We start from the raw sequence: 20,932 nt of genomic DNA, 5'->3' as shown, positions 1-20,932 counted from the left end.
CGTGGCCGTGTGGCCCGAATGGGTCCTCGGCGGGGCGTCGATCGGCACGATCGCAGTACCGACGGCAAGATACATAGTGCCCCGCGGAACGCGGGATCACCGCACGGACTCCCTCGCCGCGTCCGGTTCCATCGACACCATCAGGAGGTTCTTCGTGACTCGATCGCGCGCAGCCGCGTTCGTCGGAGTTGCCTACGCGTTCGTCGTGGCGATGATGGGCACGACGATGCCGACGCCGCTCTATGCGCTGTACGAGATCGAGTTCGGCTTCTCCGTCTTCGTCGTCACCCTGGTGTTCGCGGCGTACGCGGTCGGTGTACTCGGTGCCCTGCTGGCCTTCGGCCGCTGGTCCGATTCGCTCGGGCGTCGGCCGATGCTGTTGGCCGCCATCGCTTTCGGACTGGTCAGCGCCGTGGTGTTCGTGTTCGCCGAGTCGTTGACGGCCCTGGTGATCGGGCGCCTGCTGTCCGGAATATCGGCAGGAATCTTCGTGGGCACCGCGACGGTGACCTTGATCGAACTGGTACCGGACAAGTGGCGCGACCGAGCCCCGGCCATCGCCACCGCGGCCAACATCGGCGGACTCGGCCTCGGCCCGTCGGTTGCGGGACTGTTGGCCGAGTACCTTCCCCAACCGCTGCGCCTGACGTTCTTCGTCGATATCGTCCTGCTCGTCGTGGCAGCGGTGGCGGTGTTCCTCGCGCCCGAGACCGTCAGGGTCGCACGCGGTGCCCGGCCGCACATGCAGCGCTTGTCCGTACCGGCGGATGTCCGCGGCACGTTTCTGCGCGCCTCGATCGGTGGCTTCGCCGGGTTCGCGGTACTCGGACTGTTCACCGCGGTCTCACCGGGATTCATCGCCGGCGTGCTGCAGATCGACAACCACGCGGTGACGGGTGCCGTGGTGTTCGCAGTCTTCGCCGCATCGGCGACCGCGCAGATCACCGTGCGCAAGGCCGACCCGACGTCGGCGCAGCGGTGGGGTTGCGTGGTCCTGATGCTCGGATTGGTGTGCCTGGCAGTGTCGTTGCTGGTGGCATCGCTGACGGTGCTGATCGTTGCGGCTGTGCTGTGCGGAGTGGGGCAGGGTGTGACGTTCAGCAACGGCATGTCGGCCGTCGACGCGGAACTTCCGCCGCACCGTCGAGCAGAAGTGACGTCGACGTTCTTCGTGGTGCTCTACGTCGCCATTTCGGTCCCGGTCATCGGCGCGGGAGCTGCGGCGAGCGAGTGGGGGCTGGTGGCGGCGGGGGTACTGTTCTCGGCCGTGATCGCCGTGTTGGCAGGACTGGCGTTCGTGTTGCTCACCGTGGACGGTAGGAAATCGAGGGTCGCCCGCGTGCCCTGATACGCGGGGTCGGTCGTGCCTCGGACCCATCGGGCAAGTCCCGCGGCGTTCGTGCGCGAGTCACCCGGGCTTTGTCGGTGCCCCGACGTAGGGTCTGAGACCGTGATCATCGTGAGTACGGACGGCTCGTGTCTGCGTAACCCCGGCGGAGCAATCGGGTGGGCGTGGGTCAACCACACGGGGCCGAGCAACTCCGGCGGTGAGCCCTCGGGCACCAACCAGGTCGCCGAGCTCAGGGCCCTGCTGGAGGCGGTGCTGGCGCACCCCGGCCCCGAGCCGCTGTTGATCGAATCCGATTCGCAATACGCCATCAAGTGCGCGTCCGAGTGGCTCGCAGGCTGGAAGCGCAAGGGCTGGAAAACTGCGGGCGGTTCCCCGGTACGCAACCTCGAGCTCGTGCAGAGCATCGAGCGAGCCATCACCGAACGCGAAGGTCCGGTCCGGTTCCGGTGGGTCCGCGGACACGTCGGCAATCACTTCAACGAAGCAGCCGACGCCTTGGCAGGGGAGGCGGCACGCGCCGTGGCCGCAGGCGGTCCGACAGCGCCGGCCAAGAACGTGACCGACAAATCGACACCGGCCCCGGCGGATGCAGTTCCCTCGTCTCCGGTCCAGGCCCCGGCTGCGCGCGAGACGTCGACGTCCGACGACGCGGTTCCCACTCTGTTCTGATCGCTCATTCGCCTGGACGTCGGAATCGTCCACCGGTACTCGGTAGGATCGCGACATCCCACTCATTTCGGGATTGTCCGATACCGGAGGCGTCGAGAGCACTGTGCACTCCATAGATCCCCCTAGGCCGCCCGTGGCCGCTGCTCCATCAGAGGTCACTGCTTCGGCCGTCCGATTTCGAGTGATCGCATGGTGATCACCGCGCTGTTGTCGTTGCTCCTCGGCTTCGTACTCACCGCCGCGATCATCGCGGCCAACGGATACTTCGTGGCTCAGGAGTTCGCCTACATGTCCGTCGACCGGGCGACGCTCCGTACCGGAGCCGAGAAGGGCGACGCGTCGGCCGAGCGGGCACTGAAGGTCACCAAGCGCACCTCGTTCATGCTGTCGGGCGCGCAGCTCGGCATCACGGTCACCGGTCTGATGGTCGGCTACGTGGCCGAGCCGTTCATCGGCGAATCGCTGGGCGAGCTGCTGAGCAGCGCCGGAGTTCCCATCGCGGTGGGAATTTCGATCGGCACGGTGGGCGCTCTCGTGCTCGCGACCGTCGTGCAGATGATCTTCGGCGAGCTCTATCCGAAGAATCTCGCGATTGCGAACCCCGATCCGCTGTCCCGACGCCTCGCCCGGTCGACGCTGATCTACCTGGCTGCGTTCGGTTGGCTGATCACCTTCTTCGACAAGTCCTCCAACGCGATGCTGCGTCTGCTGCGCGTCGAACCGGTGCACGACGTGGACAGCAGTGCCACCGCCAAGGATCTCGAGAGCATCATCGACGATTCCCGGGCCAGCGGAGATCTCACCGAGGATCTGTCGTTGCTGCTCGACCGCATCCTGGACTTTCCGGAACGCGACGTCGAGCACGCCATGATCCCGCGTAGTCGGGTGGACGCAGTCACCCCCGCCACCGCCATCGGCGAGATGCGGGCGCGGATGGTGCGTGCGCACACGCGCTACCCGGTGATCGGCGACCGCGACGAGCCGATCGGTGTGGTGCAGCTGGCCGAGGTGTTGGCCGCTGCCCCCGACGACAGCCGTTCGGTCACCGAGATCATGCGAGCACCGCTGATCGTGCCGGAGCTGATGCCGCTCGAGGATGCCTTGGAGCTGTTGTCGAGCACGAAGAACGAATTGGCATGCGTGATCGATGAATACGGCGGATTCGCCGGTGTGCTGACCATCGAGGATCTCGCCGAGGAGCTGGTCGGCGAGATCACCGACGAGCACGACGAGGACATCGTCGGCGTCGAGGTTCGGAAAGACGGAGTGTGGCTCATGGACGGCGACGTCCACGTCGACGAGGTCGAACGCACCATCGGTCGCGACATGCTGTTGCCGCGAGGCGATTACGAGACACTTGCCGGCCTGCTCATCGCAGAGGGCGGAAATCTGCCCGAGGTCGGAGACACGGTGCGGATCGACCTCGCGGTGTTCGGGGCCGACCTCATGGAAGAGGTGCCGCCGCGTCCGTCGTTGGAGGTGGAGGTGCTCGAGGTCGATCGGCACGTGCCGAGTGAGCTGAGAATCAGACTCCACGAGAATTCGCCGGACGGCAGCGAGGATTCGCAGGAGTCGGACGAGGAGGCGGACCGATGAACGCATGGGTCGTCGTCGCCGTGACGGTCGCGCTCATCGCGCTGAGTGCGTTCTTCGTCGTCATCGAGTTCGCTCTGCTCGGTGCCCGAAGGCACCGACTGGAGGAGAAAGCCGGAACGAGCCGATCGGTGCGGGCGGCGCTGCGCGGAATGAACGAGTTGACGATCATGTTGGCGGGCGCGCAGCTGGGCATCACTGCCTGCACCTTCGCTCTCGGTGCCGTCACCAAGCCCGCCGTCGATTCCTGGCTGGGGCCGGTGTTCACCTCGTGGGGTGTGCCGGGTTGGTTGGCCGGAACCGCCGCGTTCGCGCTGTCGCTGTTGCTCGTCACGTTCCTGCATCTGGTGATCGGTGAGATGGCCCCCAAGTCCTGGGCCATCGCGCATCCCGAACTCGCTGCCACCATCATCGGGCTACCGTCTCGGGCGTTCATCCGCCCCTTCCGGCTGTTCCTGGTGTGGGTCAACAAGATCGCCAACAAGCTCGTCGAACGGTCGGGAGTGGAGCCGGTGGAGAGCGCCGCGGTCGGCGGACGCGACGCCGAGACCATCCGCAATCTCGTCGAGTACTCGTCGCAGGTCGGTGTACTGGAACCGGAACTGCAAACCCAGATCACCCGGGTGATCGAACTCGAGACACTGACCGTCGAGACGATCACGGTGCCCGACTCCGAGGCGACCTCGGTGCCGCACGGTGCCACCGTCTCCGATGTGCAGGCGGCCGCGCTGCGTTCCGGTCACCTTCGGGTACTGCTCACCGACAGCTCCGGCGCGACGCCCGGCGTCGTCCATGTGAGAGACACGTTGCTGGCCGACGTCGGGGAGCCGGCGGCCGACTACGCGCGGGAGGCCTACACGGTCGACGGATCGACACCGGTGTACGAGTTGCTACGGCAGATGCGCAACCGCAGCGTGCAGCTGGCGGTCGTGGAGACCGGTGGACGGTTCCTCGGCATCGTCACGCTCACCGACGTCATCAAGCGGGTACTACCCACGGCTCCTGCTGCATAGCAATGTGATTCAGCCGCGAGGTTGCATCCGGCTGTTGGGCAGAGGTGGCGCGTGCAGTCGAGATCCCGGATACCCCTCGACGGTGCCGAACTGCTCGCTCTCGCGCTCGTAGGCGGCCCGGTACTCGACGACGTCCTCGTGGCTGCGGCCGACGAAGTTCCACCACATGACGATCTGCTCGCCGAACGGCGGTCCACCGAGCAGCAGCAGTCGCACCGGCTCTCGGGTCGGGTTGTGGAGATCGAGCGTCGAACTGCCCGGTTCGCGGTAGCCCAATTCGGCTGCTGCAAGGACGGTCTCGTCCATCGTCACGGTGCCCTGATCGACGATGACGCCGTGCTCGAACGTCGAGTCGACGTCGAGGGTGACGCGGGCTCCGGCGTCGAGCACCATTTCGGCTCCGAGGAGCGGGGTGAACGTCTCCACCGGCGAGGTCTCACCGAGCAGCGAGCCGAGGAACACTCGTGCGGTCAGCCCCTGGCTCGTGTGGGTCGGTGGCACGTGGTGCTCGAAAGTGGGCGCGGTGAAGCGCGATCGAGCCGGCAGGGCAACCCACAGCTGCATGCCGTGCAGAATCTCGGTCTCCGGGGTGGAGGTCTCGGAGTGACTGATGCCGTAGCCGGCCGTCATCAGATTCAGCTCACCCGGCCGCACCATGGCATGTGATCCGACGCTGTCGCGGTGTTCGATCTCGCCGGAGAACAACCAGCTCACGGTCTGGAGTCCGGTGTGTGGATGGGGTGGCACGTCCATCGACGAGGTGTCGGGGCCGTAGTGGTCCGCGAAGCACCACGCGCCGATCAGTGAACGCTGCCGTTGCGGGAGCGTGCGCCGAACCTTCAGGGCGCGCGGGCCGCCGAGAGGAACCTCGCGTGGGGTGAGAATTTCGATCACGTCTGCTCCTGATGGCACGAAAGTCTTGGCGCTCGAATCGACTACGTGGAACAACCCGAATGCGACGAGGGCTGTTCCCGGTCCGGACTAACCGACGAGGGACGCGGTTCCGCTGAGCAGCCGCACGTCGTAGGACTCGGCCGCACCGTGCACCTCGGTCGATCCACCGTGAACCGTGTAGAGCACCGCGTAGGAGGTGAAGGTGACGGGTAGGTCGTCGTCGGAGTCGATGGTCACGCGCGGTAATACGACAAGCAGGTGGGTCCGGTTACCGTCCGAAAGATTGTCGACGACGGTGCGAATCTCGAAACCCAGGTCCGATCGGGTGACGTCGGTGGACTCGAACGTCTGTCCGCTCAGAACGAGCTGCGCCGCCCAGACGCCTGCGGATCGATGGGCATCGACGGTCCCGGTGATGTCGTCGCCGGTGAAGTCGTAGTGATTCGCTGCGGTGAAAGGCATGGTCACAGGCTATTCCCCGGATGGTGGAAAAACTTCGAAAAGATTTCTCATCCGGCACCCATCCACCTCGAGAGGGGCTGCGAATGCTCAATGAGACACCCGCTACTGCTGTCGCCCCCGACCGCCGTCAGTAGTGGGTGTCTCCCTTTTTGTGTGTGGGAAGACGTCCACATCGTGATGGATGCCCTCGGCTCCACTCCCCGATCCGCCGCCCGAGACCGGATCGGAAGATTTCGGGCGAGTCGAAACGGTGATCGGTACGCTTTCGGACCTGGGCAGGTCGTTTCTCGAGGGAGCCTCATGTACGAAGACTTTCGATCGCCCGCATCGCGGCACGGCGAGCGATCGAATGCGCCGGTACAACCACGTTCGACGCGGGCGCACGGGCAGGCGCGTAGTCGCCACCGCAAACGGTCGAGCACGCCCTCGCCGCCGAGGTCGATCTCGAGTATCACCGCTCCGCCGCTCGGGCCTCAGCCCAGTGCGGCTCAGGTTCTTCGCCACTGGTTCGCTGCCCCGCACGATTTCGACTGGATTTTCGTGCACAAGTCGACTCGTCCGCTGCACCGACTGATCCGAGTCGTGTTCGCGAGCTGTGTGGCTCTGTACGCCGCCGTGTCGACGCTGATGTTGGCGTCACCGAACGGGCCGACCGGATCGGGTCCGGTTGCCTACGTGATCTTCATTCTGGTTCTGCAGTTCGCCGCGATCCTGTGGTTGCTGGTCGGGCCGCTACCGGACCGCAAGTGGCAACTGGTGGCTTTCCTGGTTTTCGGCGACGTCGGTCTTGCGTCGGTGATTCTTCTCGATGTCCCCACGTCGGCGCTGATCGGCACGTTCCTCTTCGCGCTGACCGGGTCGATGTGCACCTTCTTCCTCGGACCGAGACTGCTCGTCGCGCACCTTGTGTTCGCCAATCTGGTGATCGTCTACATCGGGGCGGCCGCGTATGTGCAGGGCTTGTGGGGTCCGTGGGATGCGATCGCCGCCGTGCTGGTGGCCGCAGGGGCGACGTCGGGTGTCCCGATCTTCGCCCAGATCGCCTGGTCGTTGGTGTGCGAGGATGCGCGGCAGTCCGAGATCGATCCGCTGACCCGAATGAAGAACAGACGCGGACTGCAGAATGCCATCGAAGATCTGCGCATGGTCGCCCACCGCGAGCAGTTGGCTTTCGTTCTCGTTCTGGTCGATATCGATCGGTTCAAGAGCGTCAACGACCGCTATGGACACGACCAGGGCGATGCCGTCATCGTCCTCGTTGCCGACCGACTCCGCGACCACCTCGGGAAGGTGGGGGTGGTGGCGAGAACCGGGGGCGAGGAGTTCGTGGCCGTCCTCGTCGGCGAGGCAGAGCAGTTGTGGGACCTGGTGCTCGACGTGAGCGGCACGCTGACGGACTGCTCGGATCCGATACCGGTCACGGTCAGTGCCGGCGCTGTCGTGATCGCTCCTGATTCGGAGGCATGGTCATCAGGGGTCGATGTGGTCAACGACGCGACGCGCGCGGCGGACTCTCTCATGTACCGAGCGAAAGCGGACGGTGGAAATCGGACGATGCTCGAGACGATGTAGAGCTCAATTCGCTCGTGCTGTCATGAGCGAGCGCGGACTTTCTCTGCCCGAACCCGCCCGGTGACGGTTCCCCGTCAGAACGGGTAGCCGACTCCCGTCAATTTCTCGCTGGCGTCCCACAGCTTCGCGGCAAGAGCCGGGTCCTGTGCGGTCTTGGTCATGCTCGCCGGGCCCGGCTTGCCGCGCGTCTCGAACAGGGATTTGGGGCCGCTGTACGTGCCGCCACCCGCAACGTCGACGGCGTAGAGCGTGGGACGTGCTCCGGCACTGGCGGATTGCGAGAAGATCTTCAGTCCGATCGGAGCGAGGGTGGACAGGATCTTGTTGCTGCCCAGCCCGTCGGGGCTCGAGTACAGCTCGGTGGCCGAGATTCCGGGGTGCGCGGCATTGCTGGTGATCTTCAGTCCGGCCTTGTCGATCCGGCGCTGGAGTTCCAGAGCGAACAGGATGTTCGCAAGCTTGGAATTGGCGTATCCACGCTGAGGGTTGTACCCACGCTCGAGCTGAAGATTGTCGAAATCGAGCTTGGGTCCCTGCCGGTGTGCGACGGATGCGATCGTGGTGATCTTCGCGTCCGCAGCGAGCTTGGGGAACAGCAGGCCGGTCAAGGCGAAGTGGCCTAGGTGATTGGTGCCGAGCTGGAGCTCGAAGCCGTCCGCCGTCTCGGTCCGCATTGACGGCATCATGACGCCCGCATTGTTGATCAGCACGTCGATCGACTCCGGTGCCGACGCGGCGTATTCACGCACCGAGGCCAGGTCCGCGAGGTTCAGGGTGGCGGTGTCGACGGTTCCGCGGGGTGTCTCCGCCGAAATTTTGGCCGCGGCGGCATCGGCCTTGTCCTTGTTGCGGCACGCGAGCGTTACGTGGTCGCCGCGCTTCGCCAACTCCAGGGCGGTGTAGTAGCCGATACCGGTGTTCGCACCGGTGATGACAACGCGTCTCTGCTTGTTTTCGGGCACGCCGCCAGGTTACCGGTCTGTTTTAGACTTTGCCCGTGAGCAGAGCAGAAGCCGACGAACGTCCGGACTTTCCGAAGGGCACCGGAAATCCTGCGTCTCGGGCATTCCGCGCGGCGGGATACATGTGCCTGGACGATCTTGCGGGGGTGCCCGCGGCCGAGCTGAAGAAACTGCACGGTGTCGGTCCCAAGGCGTTGACGGTCGTCCAAGCGGCGTTGGAGCAGACCGGTCGCTCGCTCGGCTGAAGTTCAGGCCCAATGACTGGGACGGGCCAAGGATTCGGGTAGCCGTGTTGCTCGGTCACCACGTGCCGTGCCGATCTGGAACTGCGTGGCATAGATGCTGCCGAGCATGTCCGTGCCGCGGAGGTCGGCACCCCGGAGATCCGCGCCGATCATGTCGGCCAGACGCAGGTCCGCCCTGCGCAGGTCGGCCCCGATGAGATACGTACCGCGCAGGCTCGCTCCGCGCAGGTCCGCGCAGGTCCGCGCCGGCAAGCTGTGCGCCGATCAGGTCGCGGCCGCGGTAGTTCTTCTTCTTGCCCTTCACTTCGGTTCGAACCAGATCGCTTGCCTCGATCAGCAACTCGTTGATTCGCGAACGCAGCCCGGAGACGTCGACCGACAGTAGAACCTCGGGAGCCGACTCGGTCAGCGCCTCCAGTTCGTCGTACTCGTGGCCGATCCGATTGTGCAGCGGCGAGGTCGAATCCCGGTCACGCACATCCGCGAGGTACCACAGCAGTTCGTGCAGATCACGCATGATCGGGAACACCGCGAACATCTCCGACGAGTTCGACGGTTGCTGCCGCCAGTCGCGTCCGGCGAACGAGGACTGCGATACCTTCTGGCCCGCACCGAAGCAGTCGTACACCGCGCACCCGGGAAAGCCTTTCTCCCGCAACGTCGAATGAATGCCGCACCGCGAGTCCCCGAGGAGGTTCCGGCACGGCTCGCCGGCGGCCTTGTCGACAGCGAAGTCCGACGACTTCGCGAAGGGCAGAGCGACGCAACAGAGTCCGAAACAACTGCCGCAATCGGCCAGCAAGTTCTCGGGCGCGCGCATGCGGCCACTCTGTCCCCCGACGCGAGGCAGCGTCAAGCGAGTTTGTTCGCGGCAGTCACTCCGGTCGATTCAGCAGTGCGATGAGCTTCTTCGGGGCGCGATCGCAGTAACTCTCGGTGATCAGTTCGCCGAGTTCGGTCCGGTCCACGGACTCGTCGAGCAGCATTCCGATGATCTGCGGACCCCATCCGGGCTTGAAGAACCCGGCACGGGCGGACAGTGCGTCGAGTTCGATTCCGCTGGAGCGAAAGATCAGCACGTGAGCCGGACCGTCGGTGCCGGCGGCTGCGGCGGATGCAGGCGGGGCGCCGTCGAGGATCTCGAGAACGTGGGCGAAGGTGCGCCCGCGAACTCGCCAGCGTGTCCCGACCCATGCCTGTTCCTCGTAGGTCTCGGGCAGGGCCAAGCACATCCGTCGAACAGCGGCTTCCCAGTTCGTCCTGTCGTGCGACATACCGGGCTACAGTATTTCAGCGGGCGGGCAGGCGGGCGGAAAGCACTCCGGAAGGCACGGTCGATGTCGGAACTCGAGTACGGCGAGGTGGTGTCCTCGCTGCGCAGAGCCGGATGCGTGTTCGCCGACGAGGAAGCAGACATTCTCGTCGAGTCCGCGTCGACCCCGGCGGAGCTGACCGCAATGCTCGCACGCCGCGTCGCCGGCGAACCGCTCGAGCATGTCGTCGGCTGGGTCGCGTTCTGTGGTCGGCGCATCGCCGTCGAACCGGGGGTGTTCGTGCCTCGCCGGCGAACCGAATTTCTCGTTGAATGTGCTGCAGCGCTGCATCCTTCGGTGTTACTGGACCTGTGCTGTGGATCCGGGGCGATAGGCCTGTCGGTCGACGGTGTCACCGAGTTGCATGCTGCCGATGTCGACGCGGTGGCGGTTCGGTGTGCATCGCGCAATGTCGCCGCAGGCGTGGGCACGGCACCGGTCGGTCACGTACATCGCGGCGACCTGTACGACGCCCTGCCGCCGGAGATGCGCGGCAGATTCGACGCGATCGTCGTCAACGCGCCCTACGTTCCGACGGCCGACATCGGGCTGATGCCACGAGAGGCGCGCATCCACGAGCCGCACATCGCGCTCGACGGTGGTTCGGACGGTGCCGGGATTCATTGTCGGGTCGCGGTCGGTGCGCCGCAGTGGCTGGCTCCCGGCGGCTACCTCCTCGTCGAAACCAGTGCAGCACTGGCACATTCGACGCTACGAGCTGTAGTCGACGCCGGCTTCACCGGTCGCATCGACGAATCCGAGGCACTCGATGCCGTCGTGGTGATCGGTTCGACTCCGAGTCGGTGAGGGTTTCGATCGGGCTCCCGCGTGGCATGCAGGACCAGATACCGACGACGAGAGGTTGTTCGACCATGACAACATTGCTGTTCGCAGTCACCGCTGCCGACCACTGGACCCTGAACGACGGAAGCAAGCACCCCACCGGGTACTGGGCCGAGGAGCTCGTCGAGTCCCATCGCACGTTCGTCGACGCAGGCTGGGATATCACGGTCGCGACGCCGGGCGGTAAGGCTCCGGTCGTCGACGAGGGCAGCTTGGCCGTCGATGCCAACGGCGGCGACGAGGAGAAGGTGGCGGATCAGAAGAGCTACCTCGCCTCTATCGAGTCGATCCTGTCCTCGCCCGCAAAGCTGGAGGAGCAGAAGGCGTCCGACTTCGACGTCGTCTTCGTGCCCGGTGGTCACGGGCCGATGGAGGACCTGGCCGTCTCCGAGAGCTTCGGGGCACTGGTGATCGACTTCCTCGACTCGAACAAGGTGGTCTCTGCGGTGTGCCACGCGCCTGCCGCCCTGCTCCCCGCCGTCCGCAGCGACGGAACCTGGGCGTTCGACGGGTACGAGCTCACCGGATTCACCGACGAAGAGGAGACCCAAGCAGGTCTCGCCGACAAGGCCCCGTGGTTGCTCGAGTCCCGGTTGCGCGAGAACGGCGCGAAGTTCGACTCCACCGACGCGTGGGCACCGAAGGTCGTCGTCGACCGGAACCTGTACACGGGTCAGAACCCGGCGTCGACGCGTCCCCTCGCGGAGAAGCTGGTCAGCGCGCTGAAGTAACCGGTGCGGGGCGGTCGGCGTTCTGCCCACGGAGAACAAGGAACATCGGCGGGAACATCACTACTGCTTTCGAAGTTGAGCCTCTATAGCTCAATCCTTTGGAGGAGAAGTGACCGAAACCGTTCGTGTCCCCGTACTGTTCCTGACCGACCCGATCGTCCTGCCCGGCATGGTGGTGCCCGTAGAACTCGACGAGGCAGCGCGTGCCGCCGTCGACGCCGCAAAGGCGAGCAACGACGGCACGCTGCTCGTCGCGCCGCGTCTCGAGGACCGCTACGCCGCATACGGAGTCCTCGCCACGATCGTGCAGATGGGACGCCTCGCAGACGGCCGCCCGGCCGCTGTCATCAAGGCCACGCGCCGCGCGCACATCGGCCACGGAGTCAGCGGACCCGGTGCCGCCCTGTGGGTCGAGGCCGAGACCGTTGCAGATGTGCCCCCGAGTGACGACCTCAAAGCCCTGGCGGCCGAGTACAAGCAACTCGTCGTTGCGATGCTGCAGCGCCGAGATGCGTGGCAGGTGATCGACTCGGTCAACAAACTCACCGACCCGGGCGCGATCGCCGACACGGCCGGCTACGCGTCGTACCTCACCGACGTGCAGAAACGGGACCTTCTCGAAACCCCGGACGTGGCAACGCGTCTGACCTCACTCATCGAGTGGACCAAGGCTCATCTCGCCGAAGTCGAGGTCAACGACAAGATCTCCGGTGACGTCCGCGAGGGCATGGAGAAGACTCAGAAGGAGTTCCTGCTCCGGCAGCAGTTGGCGGCCATCCGCAAGGAACTCGGCGAGGACGAGCCCGACGGTGCCGACGGCTACCGCGGCCGCGTCGAGGCAGCGGATCTACCCGAGAAGGTGCGCGAACAGGCGCTGCGTGAGGTCGGCAAACTCGAGCGGGCCAGCGATCAGAGCCCCGAGTCGGGCTGGATCCGCACCTGGCTCGATACCGTGCTGGATCTGCCGTGGAACAACACCACGACCGACAACAACGACATCGATTCGGCGCGTGCGGTTCTCGATGCCGACCACCACGGACTCGACGACGTGAAGGATCGTATCGTCGAATACCTGGCCGTCCGGGCCCGTCGCTCCGAGCGTGGACTGCAGTCGGTCGGTGGGCGTGGGTCCGGTGCCGTCATGGTGCTCGCAGGTCCGCCCGGAGTCGGCAAGACCTCACTCGGTGAGTCGGTCGCACGTGCACTCGGTCGGAAGTTCGTACGTGTCGCTCTCGGCGGCGTCCGTGACGAGGCCGAGATCCGTGGGCACCGTCGTACTTACGTCGGCGCGCTGCCGGGCCGGATCGTGCGGGCCATCGGCGAGGCGGGATCGATGAATCCGGTTGTCCTGCTGGACGAGATCGACAAGGTCGGCTCGGACTATCGCGGCGACCCCAGTGCTGCGTTGCTCGAGGTGCTGGACCCGGCGCAGAATCACACGTTCCGTGATCACTATCTCGATCTGGACCTCGACCTGTCCGACGTGGTCTTTCTCGCTACCGCCAATGTGATCGACCAGATTCCCGGGCCGTTGCTCGACCGCATGGAATTGGTGACCATCGACGGCTACACCGAGGACGACAAGGTCGTCATCGCCCGGAACTACCTGCTTCCCCGTCAGATGGACAGGGCGGCAATCACATCCGAGGAGGTGACGGTCACCGACGCCGCGCTGCGCAAGATCGCGGCCGACTACACCCGTGAGCCGGGTGTGCGGCAACTCGAGCGATTGCTGGCCAAGGCGCTTCGCAAGGTGGCGACGAAGTTGGTGGGCACCACCGGTGTCCTGAAGATCGACGAGCCGGACCTGGTGCCGTACCTCGGTCGCCCGCGGTTCACACCCGAGGCGCACGAGCGCACCGAAGTACCAGGAGTGGCAACGGGTCTCGCGGCCACCGGACTCGGCGGAGATGTGCTGTTCATCGAGGCCGCGGCGACCGAAGGCGACTCCAGGCTCGAGCTCACCGGCCAGCTCGGTGACGTGATGAAGGAGTCCGCACAGATCGCTCTGTCCTACGTGCGCTCGCACGCAGCGCAATTCGGCGTCACGCAGGAATCTCTGGATCGGAGAATTCACGTGCACGTTCCGGCGGGCGCGGTGCCGAAGGACGGTCCTTCGGCCGGTGTGACGATGGTGACCGCCCTGGTGTCGATGGCCACCGGGCGTCCGGTGCGCTCGGATGTCGGCATGACCGGTGAGGTCACGTTGAACGGTCGGGTGCTGCCGATCGGCGGGGTGAAGCAGAAGTTGCTGGCTGCGCAGCGTGCGGGACTGAAGACCGTGTTCATTCCGGCGCGCAACGAGCCGGACCTGGACGACGTACCCGCAGAGGTGTTGGAGGCGTTGGATGTTCGTCCGATGACCGACGTCGCGGATATTCTCGCGCTCGCGCTGGAGCCGGCGACGGCAACTGCTGCGGCATAGCGCCGCGGTGATCGTCGTGGGAGGGGCAGGTGGCTCGGCCGCCTGCCCCTCCCGTCGGTCTCGGGTGCCGCGCTTGACCTCGAGTCGTGTCGAGGTTCTACGTTGGTGGGATGAGCATGGAGATGACCGCCTGGAATCAGATGTATCGCACGATGAACAGGCCCGACACCCAGTCGTCGTTCTCGAAGGAGACGGCCCGCAGGATCCTGACGTTCGCGGCACCGCATCGCCGCGCACTCGGCGGGTTTCTGGTGCTCAGCGTGGCTCTGGCCGTTCTTGCAGTGGCGACTCCGGTCTTGGCGGGGCGGGTGGTCAATGCGATCGTCGACGGGCGAGAGCTACGCGTGGTGGTACTGCTTGCATCGGCGATCGCAGGGATCGCTCTGGTGGACGCTGTGGTCGGTCTGGTCAACCGATGGCTCTCGGCGAACATCGGCGAGAGCCTGATCCTGGATCTGCGGACGGCAGTGTTCGACCACGTGCAGCGGATGCCGATCGCATTCTTCACTCGAACCCGCACCGGTGCGTTGGTGAGTCGACTCAACAACGACGTGATCGGAGCGCAGCGCGCATTCAGCACCACCCTGTCCGGTGTCGTCAGCAATCTCGTGACCCTGGTACTGACGTTGGTGGTCATGATCGGAATCTCCTGGCAGATCACCCTTCTCGCACTGGTCCTGCTGCCGGTGTTCGTACTTCCTGCGCGCCGGATGGGTCGACGCCTCGCGCGGCTGCAACGAGAAGCCGCAGCGCACAATTCGGCGATGAGTACGCAGATGACCGAGCGTTTCTCGGCACCGGGAGCAACCCTGGTGAAGTTGTTCGGGCATCCCGAACAGGAATCGGTCGAGTTCGCGGTCCGGGCGGCCAGGGTGCGCGATATCGGAGTGCGCAGTGCCATGGTGCAGACGGTGTTCGTCACCGCGCTGACACTGGTCTCGGCACTGGCGCTCGCCGTGGTGTACGGATTGGGCGGCTTCTACGCCCTCCGCGGGACTCTGGACCCGGGTTCGGTTGTGGCACTGTCACTTCTGTTGGCCCGGCTGTACTCACCCCTGACCGCGCTGGCCAGCGCCCGCGTGGAGGTCATGAGCGCGTTGGTGAGCTTCGAGCGAGTATTCGAGGTCCTCGACCTCGTTCCGTTGATCGCCGACAAGCCCGACGCGACAGCGCTACCGCCCGGGCCGGTGGCCGTCGAACTCGATGATGTCAGGTTCGCGTACCCGTCCGCGGACAAAGTATCGCTCGCCTCGCTCGAGGAGGTCGCCACCTTGGATTCGCGCGGGGGAGAGGAGGTTCTGCACGGTGTGTCGTTCCGAGCCGAACCCGGCCAGATGGTCGCGCTGGTCGGCACATCCGGTGCAGGCAAGTCCACGATCGCGCAGTTGATCGCACGGCTCTACGACGTCGACGGCGGCTCGGTCCGGCTCGGCGGCGTCGATGTGCGGGACCTGACGGCCGAATCCGTCCGCGGCACAGTGGGAATGGTGACCCAGGACGGGCACCTGTTCCACGAGAGCATTCGGTCGAATCTGTTGCTGCCGCGTCCCAACGCCACAGACGACGAACTGTGGGATGCGCTCTCGAGGGCGCGGCTCGCGGACCTCGTGCGCTCCCTGCCCGACGGTCTGGACACCGTCGTCGGCGAGCGCGGGTATCGACTCTCCGGTGGTGAGCGTCAGCGTCTGACGATCGCGCGGCTGCTGATCGCACAGCCGCGAGTGGTCATCCTCGACGAGGCAACGGCATCGTTGGACTCCACGTCGGAGGCCGCGGTGCAGGCCGCGTTGGCCGAGGCGCTGGAAGGCAAGACATCGGTTGTCATCGCGCACCGGCTGTCGACCATCCGAGCTGCGGACGTGATCCTGGTGATCGAGGACGGAAGAGTCGCCGAGCGCGGCACCCACGACGAGCTCCTCGCAGCAGGAGGCCGCTACGAGGAGCTGCATCGGACGCAATTCGCGCAGGCGGAGTGAGCCTGCGAAGCCGGGATCGGAGCCTGCGGAGTGACCCTACGAAACCGGGTCCGGGACCACGGTTGCTGGGTCGTCGTCGGTTGCGGCGGCGAGCATCGGGGTGAATCCGTCGATCGCGTAGTCCAGCGACAGTGGGCTCGAGTATCCGAGGGCCGAGGGTAGGTCCGTACTGAAGGAGCCGATGTAGGCGGTCCGGTCCTGCCGGACGACATCGAGGGCGGCGAGCAGAGGGTTGGCCTGCAGCTGCTCGCGGCTCTGGCCGGCGATGACGAGGACGTCGGTGTCGAGTCGATCGAGGTTCTCCGCACTGATGGTCTCGGAGGCGTCGGGAATCTCGAATCCGAGGTCGGTGAAGAACAGGGCGCGGATGTCGTCCTTGCCGAGAAGCAGGTAGCTGCCGTCGTCCATGACGAACGCGAGAGACAGTGACTTGCCGGTGAATTGGGGGTTCGCGGCTTCGGTGTCGGCGAACTTCTGCTCCAGCTCGGCCGTTCGATCCTGGGCTTCCTGCGACTTGCCGAGGGCTTCGCCGACCACGGCGAACTCCTGCTGCCAGGTTGCGGCGGGTACGTCGTCGTAGCCGCCGATGTCGGCGATCGTGGGGGCCATCCCGGACAGGATGTCGTACTGGCCCTGGTCGATGAAGGAGTACGGGCCGAGGATCAGGTCGGGTGCTTGCGCCGCGATCTGCTCCAGGTTGAGGTCGGTACTGCCGACTTCGGGAATCTCGGTTCCGCCCAGGGCTGCTAGAGCCCATGGGCGCTGTCGGTAGTCGTAGCTCAGGTTGCCGCGTGTCGCGACGGGCTTGACGCCCAGCGCGAGCGCGAAGTCCTGCTCGTTGAACCCAATCGTCACGACACGGGTGGGCTCGGCGTCGATGACGGTCTCACCGAAACGGTGCTCGATGGTGACGGGGAAGCCGGCAGCGCTACCGGGGCCACCGGATGCGTCGGTGTCGGCATCGGACGAACAGCCGGCTGCCAGTGCCAGGACGGACGCACCGGCGGCCACGAGCTGGACGGTCTTCTTCATGTGATCTCCTCGCAACTGAACTTGGCGAGGTTAGCCTAACCGACCCACTGATGCGTCGATCATGTGCCAGGGGACGGGCGGCGCGATCAGCAGTTGCTCGTGGCCGGCACTCCCGCGAATCGCTGGTCGATCCACTCGAGGGCCTGTGGCAGGCCGAGTACGGCAGCGGTCAGGTGATCGTTGCTGGGCACCTTCACCTCGGTCACGAGCACTCCGGCGCGGCAGTATCGGGCGATCGTGTTGTCGATGGCGCTGACCGGGATCAACGCATCGGTGGGGCTGTGCCACTCGAAGTACGGTGCCTTCGGTACACCGGGATACAGCTCGACGCTGTTGTCGTTGACGGCGGCGATCGCTTCCGGACTGTTGATGAGGTCCAGCGTGCCTGCGACCTCCATGGCGCTCTTACCCGCGCCCGCGGCGATGATGTCGTTGGTGCACCCGTTCTGGATCTTGTTCTCGATCTCCTTGCCGAGCGGGTTGAGCTGAGAGCTGATCGGGATGCGGGTGGGGTACTCGCGTTCGATACCGAGCGCGGCAGCGAACGCCAGACCGAACATGGGGTGCGGGGCGAAACCGAGATCGCGGGCCATCCGCTCGAGGTTCATCGGAGCGCCACCGTTCGCGCTGCCGACGATGTTCAGCTCGGGCGCGTAGTCGTTCTGAAGCGCGGCTGCCCATGCCGTGGCCATTCCGCCGCCGGAGTAGCCGGCCAACGCAACGGGGCTCTGCTGAACCTGGATGGGATCGAAGCGCTGAGTGGCGCGAATGCTGTCGAGCACGATCTGCCCGCCGAGCTTGGCGGCACCGTATGCGCTGTTGGGTCCGAGGTGATCGGCGATGACGACCGTCCACCCGCGCTGCAGTACTGCGTTCAGAGCGGGCGCCTCACGAATCATCAAATTGGGATCGTTGGTCCAGAGCGCTTGTGAAGGTGCACATTCGAGACCGAGTGCATTGATGATGTGTTGGTAAGAAAGTAAAGGGCCGTTCGGTGCTTTGTTTTGTGGAACCAAGACGGTATTGATTGCGGCGATGGGATCGCCGGCCGAATTGGTGGAGCGGAATTTCAACTGCCACACGTCCACGCCGAAGAATCCGGGCGGCGGTGGCATCGGGCGGCTGGAGATCACGTCGCCCGGAGCGAGCGCATCGAGATCGGCTGGCGGTGCGTAGAAGCCGTCGGCGATCGGCGTCGGGTACAGCGGCGTAGCAGCAGCTTGACCTGCGCCGACGAGTGACGAACACAGAACTGCAACCGCCGTCATGCTGACAGCGCCTGCCAACTTGAGAACCCGCATGTGGTAAACCCCTCCGTGCCTGAACCGAAGCGACGAGCGCTGCGGCGATCTGGCAAGCCCCCGTAGAGCCGGCCCGCAAACCGTTATAGCTGATGATGCTCGAGTTGTTACGCTCCCCCCGGAAACGATGGGCGCAACGGTACGCATCGGCTCATTTTATGGCAACCGAACGTTACCTATCCTGGTTTTTCCGACCGGGTCCAAGTTTTTCACCCGAGGCATTTCTCGTCATTCCCGATGCACCGCCTTCGGTTCCTTGTCCGGGCGGAGACCGCGCCAGCTCGGATGCCGCAGATGGCCGGATTCCGTGGCCTCGTAGTACCGCACCTCGCCGACGAGCACCGGCTCGACCCACACCGCTCCGTTCCGATCGGCCGCGGGCAGCACCGAGGAGAAGGGACTGTCCGACGCCTCGAGTGGCGCGAGGAGGGCAGCGAGCGTATCGAGCGCACGGTCGTCGAACCCGGTTCCGACGCGCCCTACGTATCGCAATCCGTCCCCGTCGGGAATGCCCATCAGGAGTGAGCCGAACCCACCGGAACGACGACCCTGCCCCCGACGCCACCCGCCGATCACGATCTCCTGAGTCCGCCAGTTCTTGTGCTTGATCCAGGTGTGGGCGCGCTTGCCGGGTTGATAGACGGAGTCGGTTCGTTTGGCGACGACGCCTTCCCAGCCTCGTTCTCTGCTTTCGGCGATGGCGTCCGCAGCGGTCCCCGTCAGCCGCGGTGGCACCAGCACCGAGTCGAGTCCTGTGGTCAGTAGTTCGAGCAGCCGTCGTCGATCCGAGTACTTCTTGCGCAGCAGTGACGTGCCGTCGAGGTGAAGCAGATCGAACGCGATGAATCGGATCTGGTCACGGGTGGCGTTCTGCAGTTTCTCGAAGCTGCTGACCCCGTCGTCGTCGAATACCACGACTTCTCCGTCGACGATGGCGTCGTGCTCGGCCAGGTCATCTGCGAAAGATTGGAGTGCGCCGAACTTTTCGGTGTAGTCGTTACCGCTTCGCGTGCGCAGCGTCATCGAACCGTGCGTCAGTTCTGCGATGATGCGGAACCCGTCCCACTTGCCCTCGAACGACCACTCGTCGTCCGGGAGATCGAGGATGTCGCCGGCGGTGGCGAGCATCGGCGAGATGTTCTTCGGCTCGGGCTTGTCGGGTGCGTCCTTCATCAGATGCATGAGCCACTGATTGCCCTTGGTGCGGATCAGGGCGAAGCGCCCGGTCGCCTTCTTTCCGTGCAGAACGACGATGACCTCGTCCTCTCGCCATTTCTCGAGTTCGTAGGTTCCGCTGTCCCAGATCGAGACGTCACCGCCGCCGTACTCGCCCTTGGGTATCCGACCGGAGAACGACGCGTATTCGAGTGGGTGGTCCTCGGTGTGTACCGCCAGCCGGTTCTGCTTCGGGTCCACCGGGATGTTCTTCGGGACGGCCCACGAGACCAGGACGCCGTCGTGCTCGAGTCGGAAGTCGTAGTGCAGCCGTCGGGCATGGTGTTCCTGGATCACGAACGTGTCGTTGTTGCCCTGCGGTTCGGTGGCGGCCGGTATCGGTTCGGGGGTCTTGTCGGCGCTACGCATGCTGCGGTACTTGACGAGTTTGTCCGTGGCAGAACTACTTTCGGGTGCCGAGTCGACGGTGGGGTCCAGCTCTGCGAGAAAATCGCCGAAATCCTGGAATCGCTCGAGGACCTCTTCGAATCGAAGTTGTTGCAGCCCCGATGCTTCCAGCTCGTCCCAGGTGCGTGGTGCCGCGACCGTGGGGAGTGCTCGTCCACGGAGAGAGTACGGGGCGACCGTGGTCTTCTTGCCGTTGTTCTGGCTCCAGTCCACGAACACCCTCCCGGTTCGCTTCGCCTTTGCCATCGTGGCCGTGACCCGGTCCGGCGAGCGCTCTTCGAGCAGCGTGGCAACACGTTTGGCGACCGTGGACGCGCCGGAGGTCGACAGCGGTTTCTCAAGCGGCACGTACAGGTGGATTCCCTTGCTGCCGCTGGTGACCGGATATGCGGTCATCCCGATATCGCCGATCAGATCCCTTATCTCGCAGGCTACTTCGGCACATCGCGCGAGATCCACGTCGTCACCGGGATCGAGGTCGAAGACCATGCGGGTGGCCGGTCCGGCTTCGGTGCCGTCGAACCGCCACTGTGGCACGTGCGCTTCGATGGCCGCTTGTTGACCGAGCCAGGCCAGATCGGCTGCAGTGGAGAACAATGGGTAGGTGACGACGCGGTCGGAATGCTGCATCGAACGCCGATCGAGCCAGTCGGGTGCGGAGGCGGCGAGGTTCTTCTCGAAGAACGACGACTGGTCCACGCCGTTGGGCCAACGCTTACGGGTCACCGCTCGGCCCACGAGGTGAGGAAGCATCGCAGGCGCGATGGCAACGTAGTACTCGATGATGTTGCCTTTGGTGGTCCCTGTTTCGGGGAACAGCACTTTGTCGAGGTTGGTGACGGAGACCTTGCGACCATCGATCTCGAGGGTGGCCATCGTCTCAGGTTAACGGCCGCCGTCTGAAGATGGGGGGGAGTTGTGACAGGC

At 65.2% G+C, this 20,932-nt stretch carries 19 protein-coding genes; 11 read left to right on the top strand and 8 right to left on the bottom strand.

All coding sequences use genetic code 11. The features are described 5' to 3' along the window. The first annotated feature begins 154 nt into the window (after positions 1-154). The 4 genes from CH296_RS08420 to CH296_RS08405 all read left to right on the top strand — a co-directional run bounded on the left by CH296_RS08420 (position 155) and on the right by CH296_RS08405 (position 4,626). Positions 155-1,348: an MFS transporter gene (locus CH296_RS08420; RefSeq protein WP_094684586.1), complete on the top strand. Its 1,194-nt coding sequence runs from the start codon at positions 155-157 to the stop codon at positions 1,346-1,348. Between the two features lie 102 nt (positions 1,349-1,450). Then, entirely contained in the window at positions 1,451-2,020 is a 570-nt protein-coding gene (locus tag CH296_RS08415) for a ribonuclease H (protein WP_094684494.1), read from the top strand. Between the two features lie 192 nt (positions 2,021-2,212). After that, the gene (locus CH296_RS08410; RefSeq protein ID WP_094646423.1) at positions 2,213-3,616 is read left to right on the top strand and encodes a hemolysin family protein; all 1,404 of its coding nucleotides are present in this window, start codon (positions 2,213-2,215) and stop codon (positions 3,614-3,616) included. Then, a complete protein-coding gene (locus CH296_RS08405) occupies positions 3,613-4,626 on the top strand; it encodes a hemolysin family protein (RefSeq protein ID WP_094646140.1) in 1,014 nt (337 codons plus the stop codon). The genes CH296_RS08410 and CH296_RS08405 overlap by 4 nt, the downstream gene beginning before the upstream one ends. 9 nt (positions 4,627-4,635) lie before the next feature. On the opposite strand, the gene CH296_RS08400 is transcribed toward CH296_RS08405, so the two are convergent. Both CH296_RS08400 and CH296_RS28570 read right to left on the bottom strand, forming a co-directional pair. Next, positions 4,636-5,520: a pirin family protein gene (locus CH296_RS08400; protein ID WP_094684493.1), complete on the bottom strand. Its 885-nt coding sequence runs from the start codon at positions 5,518-5,520 to the stop codon at positions 4,636-4,638. A gap of 87 nt (positions 5,521-5,607) precedes the next feature. Next, the gene (locus tag CH296_RS28570; protein WP_143546341.1) at positions 5,608-5,982 is read right to left on the bottom strand and encodes a hypothetical protein; all 375 of its coding nucleotides are present in this window, start codon (positions 5,980-5,982) and stop codon (positions 5,608-5,610) included. A gap of 540 nt (positions 5,983-6,522) precedes the next feature. Between CH296_RS28570 and CH296_RS28875 the strand changes: the two genes are divergently transcribed. Further along, positions 6,523-7,554 carry a GGDEF domain-containing protein gene (locus CH296_RS28875; protein WP_179277669.1) on the top strand — a complete coding sequence of 344 codons (1,032 nt, stop codon included), beginning with the start codon at positions 6,523-6,525 and terminating at the stop codon, positions 7,552-7,554. A 74-nt stretch (positions 7,555-7,628) separates the two neighbouring features. Here the strand turns inward: CH296_RS28875 and CH296_RS08390 are convergent, their stop codons facing one another. Next, positions 7,629-8,516, bottom strand: coding sequence for an oxidoreductase (locus CH296_RS08390; protein WP_094684491.1), 888 nt, complete (start codon positions 8,514-8,516; stop codon positions 7,629-7,631). Positions 8,517-8,551: 35 nt separating this feature from the next. On the opposite strand from CH296_RS08390, the gene CH296_RS08385 reads away from it, so the two are divergent. Then, positions 8,552-8,761 carry a DNA-binding protein gene (locus CH296_RS08385; RefSeq protein ID WP_094646136.1) on the top strand — a complete coding sequence of 70 codons (210 nt, stop codon included), beginning with the start codon at positions 8,552-8,554 and terminating at the stop codon, positions 8,759-8,761. A 3-nt stretch (positions 8,762-8,764) separates the two neighbouring features. Here the strand turns inward: CH296_RS08385 and CH296_RS29780 are convergent, their stop codons facing one another. Continuing rightward, a complete protein-coding gene (locus CH296_RS29780; RefSeq protein ID WP_306436977.1) occupies positions 8,765-9,013 on the bottom strand; it encodes a pentapeptide repeat-containing protein in 249 nt (82 codons plus the stop codon). A gap of 263 nt (positions 9,014-9,276) precedes the next feature. On the opposite strand from CH296_RS29780, the gene CH296_RS29775 reads away from it, so the two are divergent. Beyond that, complete coding sequence (locus CH296_RS29775) at positions 9,277-9,429, top strand: hypothetical protein (RefSeq protein ID WP_306436976.1); 153 nt, start codon at positions 9,277-9,279, stop codon at positions 9,427-9,429. Between the two features lie 207 nt (positions 9,430-9,636). On the opposite strand, the gene CH296_RS08375 is transcribed toward CH296_RS29775, so the two are convergent. Then, complete coding sequence (locus CH296_RS08375; RefSeq protein ID WP_045197485.1) at positions 9,637-10,035, bottom strand: MmcQ/YjbR family DNA-binding protein; 399 nt, start codon at positions 10,033-10,035, stop codon at positions 9,637-9,639. A 63-nt stretch (positions 10,036-10,098) separates the two neighbouring features. Between CH296_RS08375 and CH296_RS08370 the strand changes: the two genes are divergently transcribed. The 4 genes from CH296_RS08370 (at position 10,099) to CH296_RS08355 (ending at position 16,049) form a co-directional block, all read left to right on the top strand. After that, positions 10,099-10,881, top strand: coding sequence for a putative protein N(5)-glutamine methyltransferase (locus tag CH296_RS08370; protein ID WP_094684490.1), 783 nt, complete (start codon positions 10,099-10,101; stop codon positions 10,879-10,881). Positions 10,882-10,946: 65 nt separating this feature from the next. Next, the gene (locus tag CH296_RS08365) at positions 10,947-11,648 is read left to right on the top strand and encodes a type 1 glutamine amidotransferase domain-containing protein (protein ID WP_032396787.1); all 702 of its coding nucleotides are present in this window, start codon (positions 10,947-10,949) and stop codon (positions 11,646-11,648) included. Between the two features lie 109 nt (positions 11,649-11,757). Next, positions 11,758-14,073 carry an endopeptidase La gene (lon, locus tag CH296_RS08360; protein ID WP_094684489.1) on the top strand — a complete coding sequence of 772 codons (2,316 nt, stop codon included), beginning with the start codon at positions 11,758-11,760 and terminating at the stop codon, positions 14,071-14,073. 110 nt (positions 14,074-14,183) lie between these two features. Then, on the top strand, positions 14,184-16,049 hold the full coding sequence (locus tag CH296_RS08355) for an ABC transporter ATP-binding protein (RefSeq protein ID WP_094684488.1): 1,866 nt from the start codon (positions 14,184-14,186) through the stop codon (positions 16,047-16,049). A 36-nt stretch (positions 16,050-16,085) separates the two neighbouring features. Here CH296_RS08355 and CH296_RS08350 read toward each other — a convergent pair whose 3' ends face one another. The 3 genes from CH296_RS08350 to CH296_RS08340 form a co-directional block, all read right to left on the bottom strand. After that, the gene (locus CH296_RS08350; protein WP_094684487.1) at positions 16,086-17,081 is read right to left on the bottom strand and encodes an iron-siderophore ABC transporter substrate-binding protein; all 996 of its coding nucleotides are present in this window, start codon (positions 17,079-17,081) and stop codon (positions 16,086-16,088) included. An 86-nt stretch (positions 17,082-17,167) separates the two neighbouring features. Next, positions 17,168-18,382: a lipase family protein gene (locus CH296_RS08345; protein WP_094684486.1), complete on the bottom strand. Its 1,215-nt coding sequence runs from the start codon at positions 18,380-18,382 to the stop codon at positions 17,168-17,170. 228 nt (positions 18,383-18,610) lie between these two features. Continuing rightward, on the bottom strand, positions 18,611-20,881 hold the full coding sequence (locus tag CH296_RS08340; protein ID WP_094629169.1) for an ATP-dependent DNA ligase: 2,271 nt from the start codon (positions 20,879-20,881) through the stop codon (positions 18,611-18,613). Positions 20,882-20,932: the final 51 nt, after the last annotated feature.

Origin of the sequence: Rhodococcus sp. 14-2496-1d (genome assembly GCF_002259365.1) — a bacterium.
Taxonomy (GTDB): Bacteria; Actinomycetota; Actinomycetes; order Mycobacteriales; family Mycobacteriaceae; genus Rhodococcoides.
This window is presented reverse-complemented; position numbering and strand designations above follow the sequence as displayed.

What these genes read in the sequence shown, in the direction of transcription:
- CH296_RS08405 (WP_094646140.1), top strand. Translation starts at nt 3,613, where the DNA reads ATGAACGCATGGGTCGTCGTCGCCGTGACGGTCGCGCTCATCGCGCTG.
- CH296_RS28570 (WP_143546341.1), bottom strand. Translation starts at nt 5,982, where the DNA reads ATGCCTTTCACCGCAGCGAATCACTACGACTTCACCGGCGACGACATC.
- CH296_RS29775 (WP_306436976.1), top strand. Translation starts at nt 9,277, where the DNA reads ATGATCGGGAACACCGCGAACATCTCCGACGAGTTCGACGGTTGCTGC.
- CH296_RS08375 (WP_045197485.1), bottom strand. Translation starts at nt 10,035, where the DNA reads ATGTCGCACGACAGGACGAACTGGGAAGCCGCTGTTCGACGGATGTGC.
- CH296_RS08370 (WP_094684490.1), top strand. Translation starts at nt 10,099, where the DNA reads ATGTCGGAACTCGAGTACGGCGAGGTGGTGTCCTCGCTGCGCAGAGCC.
- CH296_RS08365 (WP_032396787.1), top strand. Translation starts at nt 10,947, where the DNA reads ATGACAACATTGCTGTTCGCAGTCACCGCTGCCGACCACTGGACCCTG.
- CH296_RS08355 (WP_094684488.1), top strand. Translation starts at nt 14,184, where the DNA reads ATGAGCATGGAGATGACCGCCTGGAATCAGATGTATCGCACGATGAAC.
- CH296_RS08350 (WP_094684487.1), bottom strand. Translation starts at nt 17,081, where the DNA reads ATGAAGAAGACCGTCCAGCTCGTGGCCGCCGGTGCGTCCGTCCTGGCA.
- CH296_RS08345 (WP_094684486.1), bottom strand. Translation starts at nt 18,382, where the DNA reads ATGCGGGTTCTCAAGTTGGCAGGCGCTGTCAGCATGACGGCGGTTGCA.
- CH296_RS08340 (WP_094629169.1), bottom strand. Translation starts at nt 20,881, where the DNA reads ATGGCCACCCTCGAGATCGATGGTCGCAAGGTCTCCGTCACCAACCTC.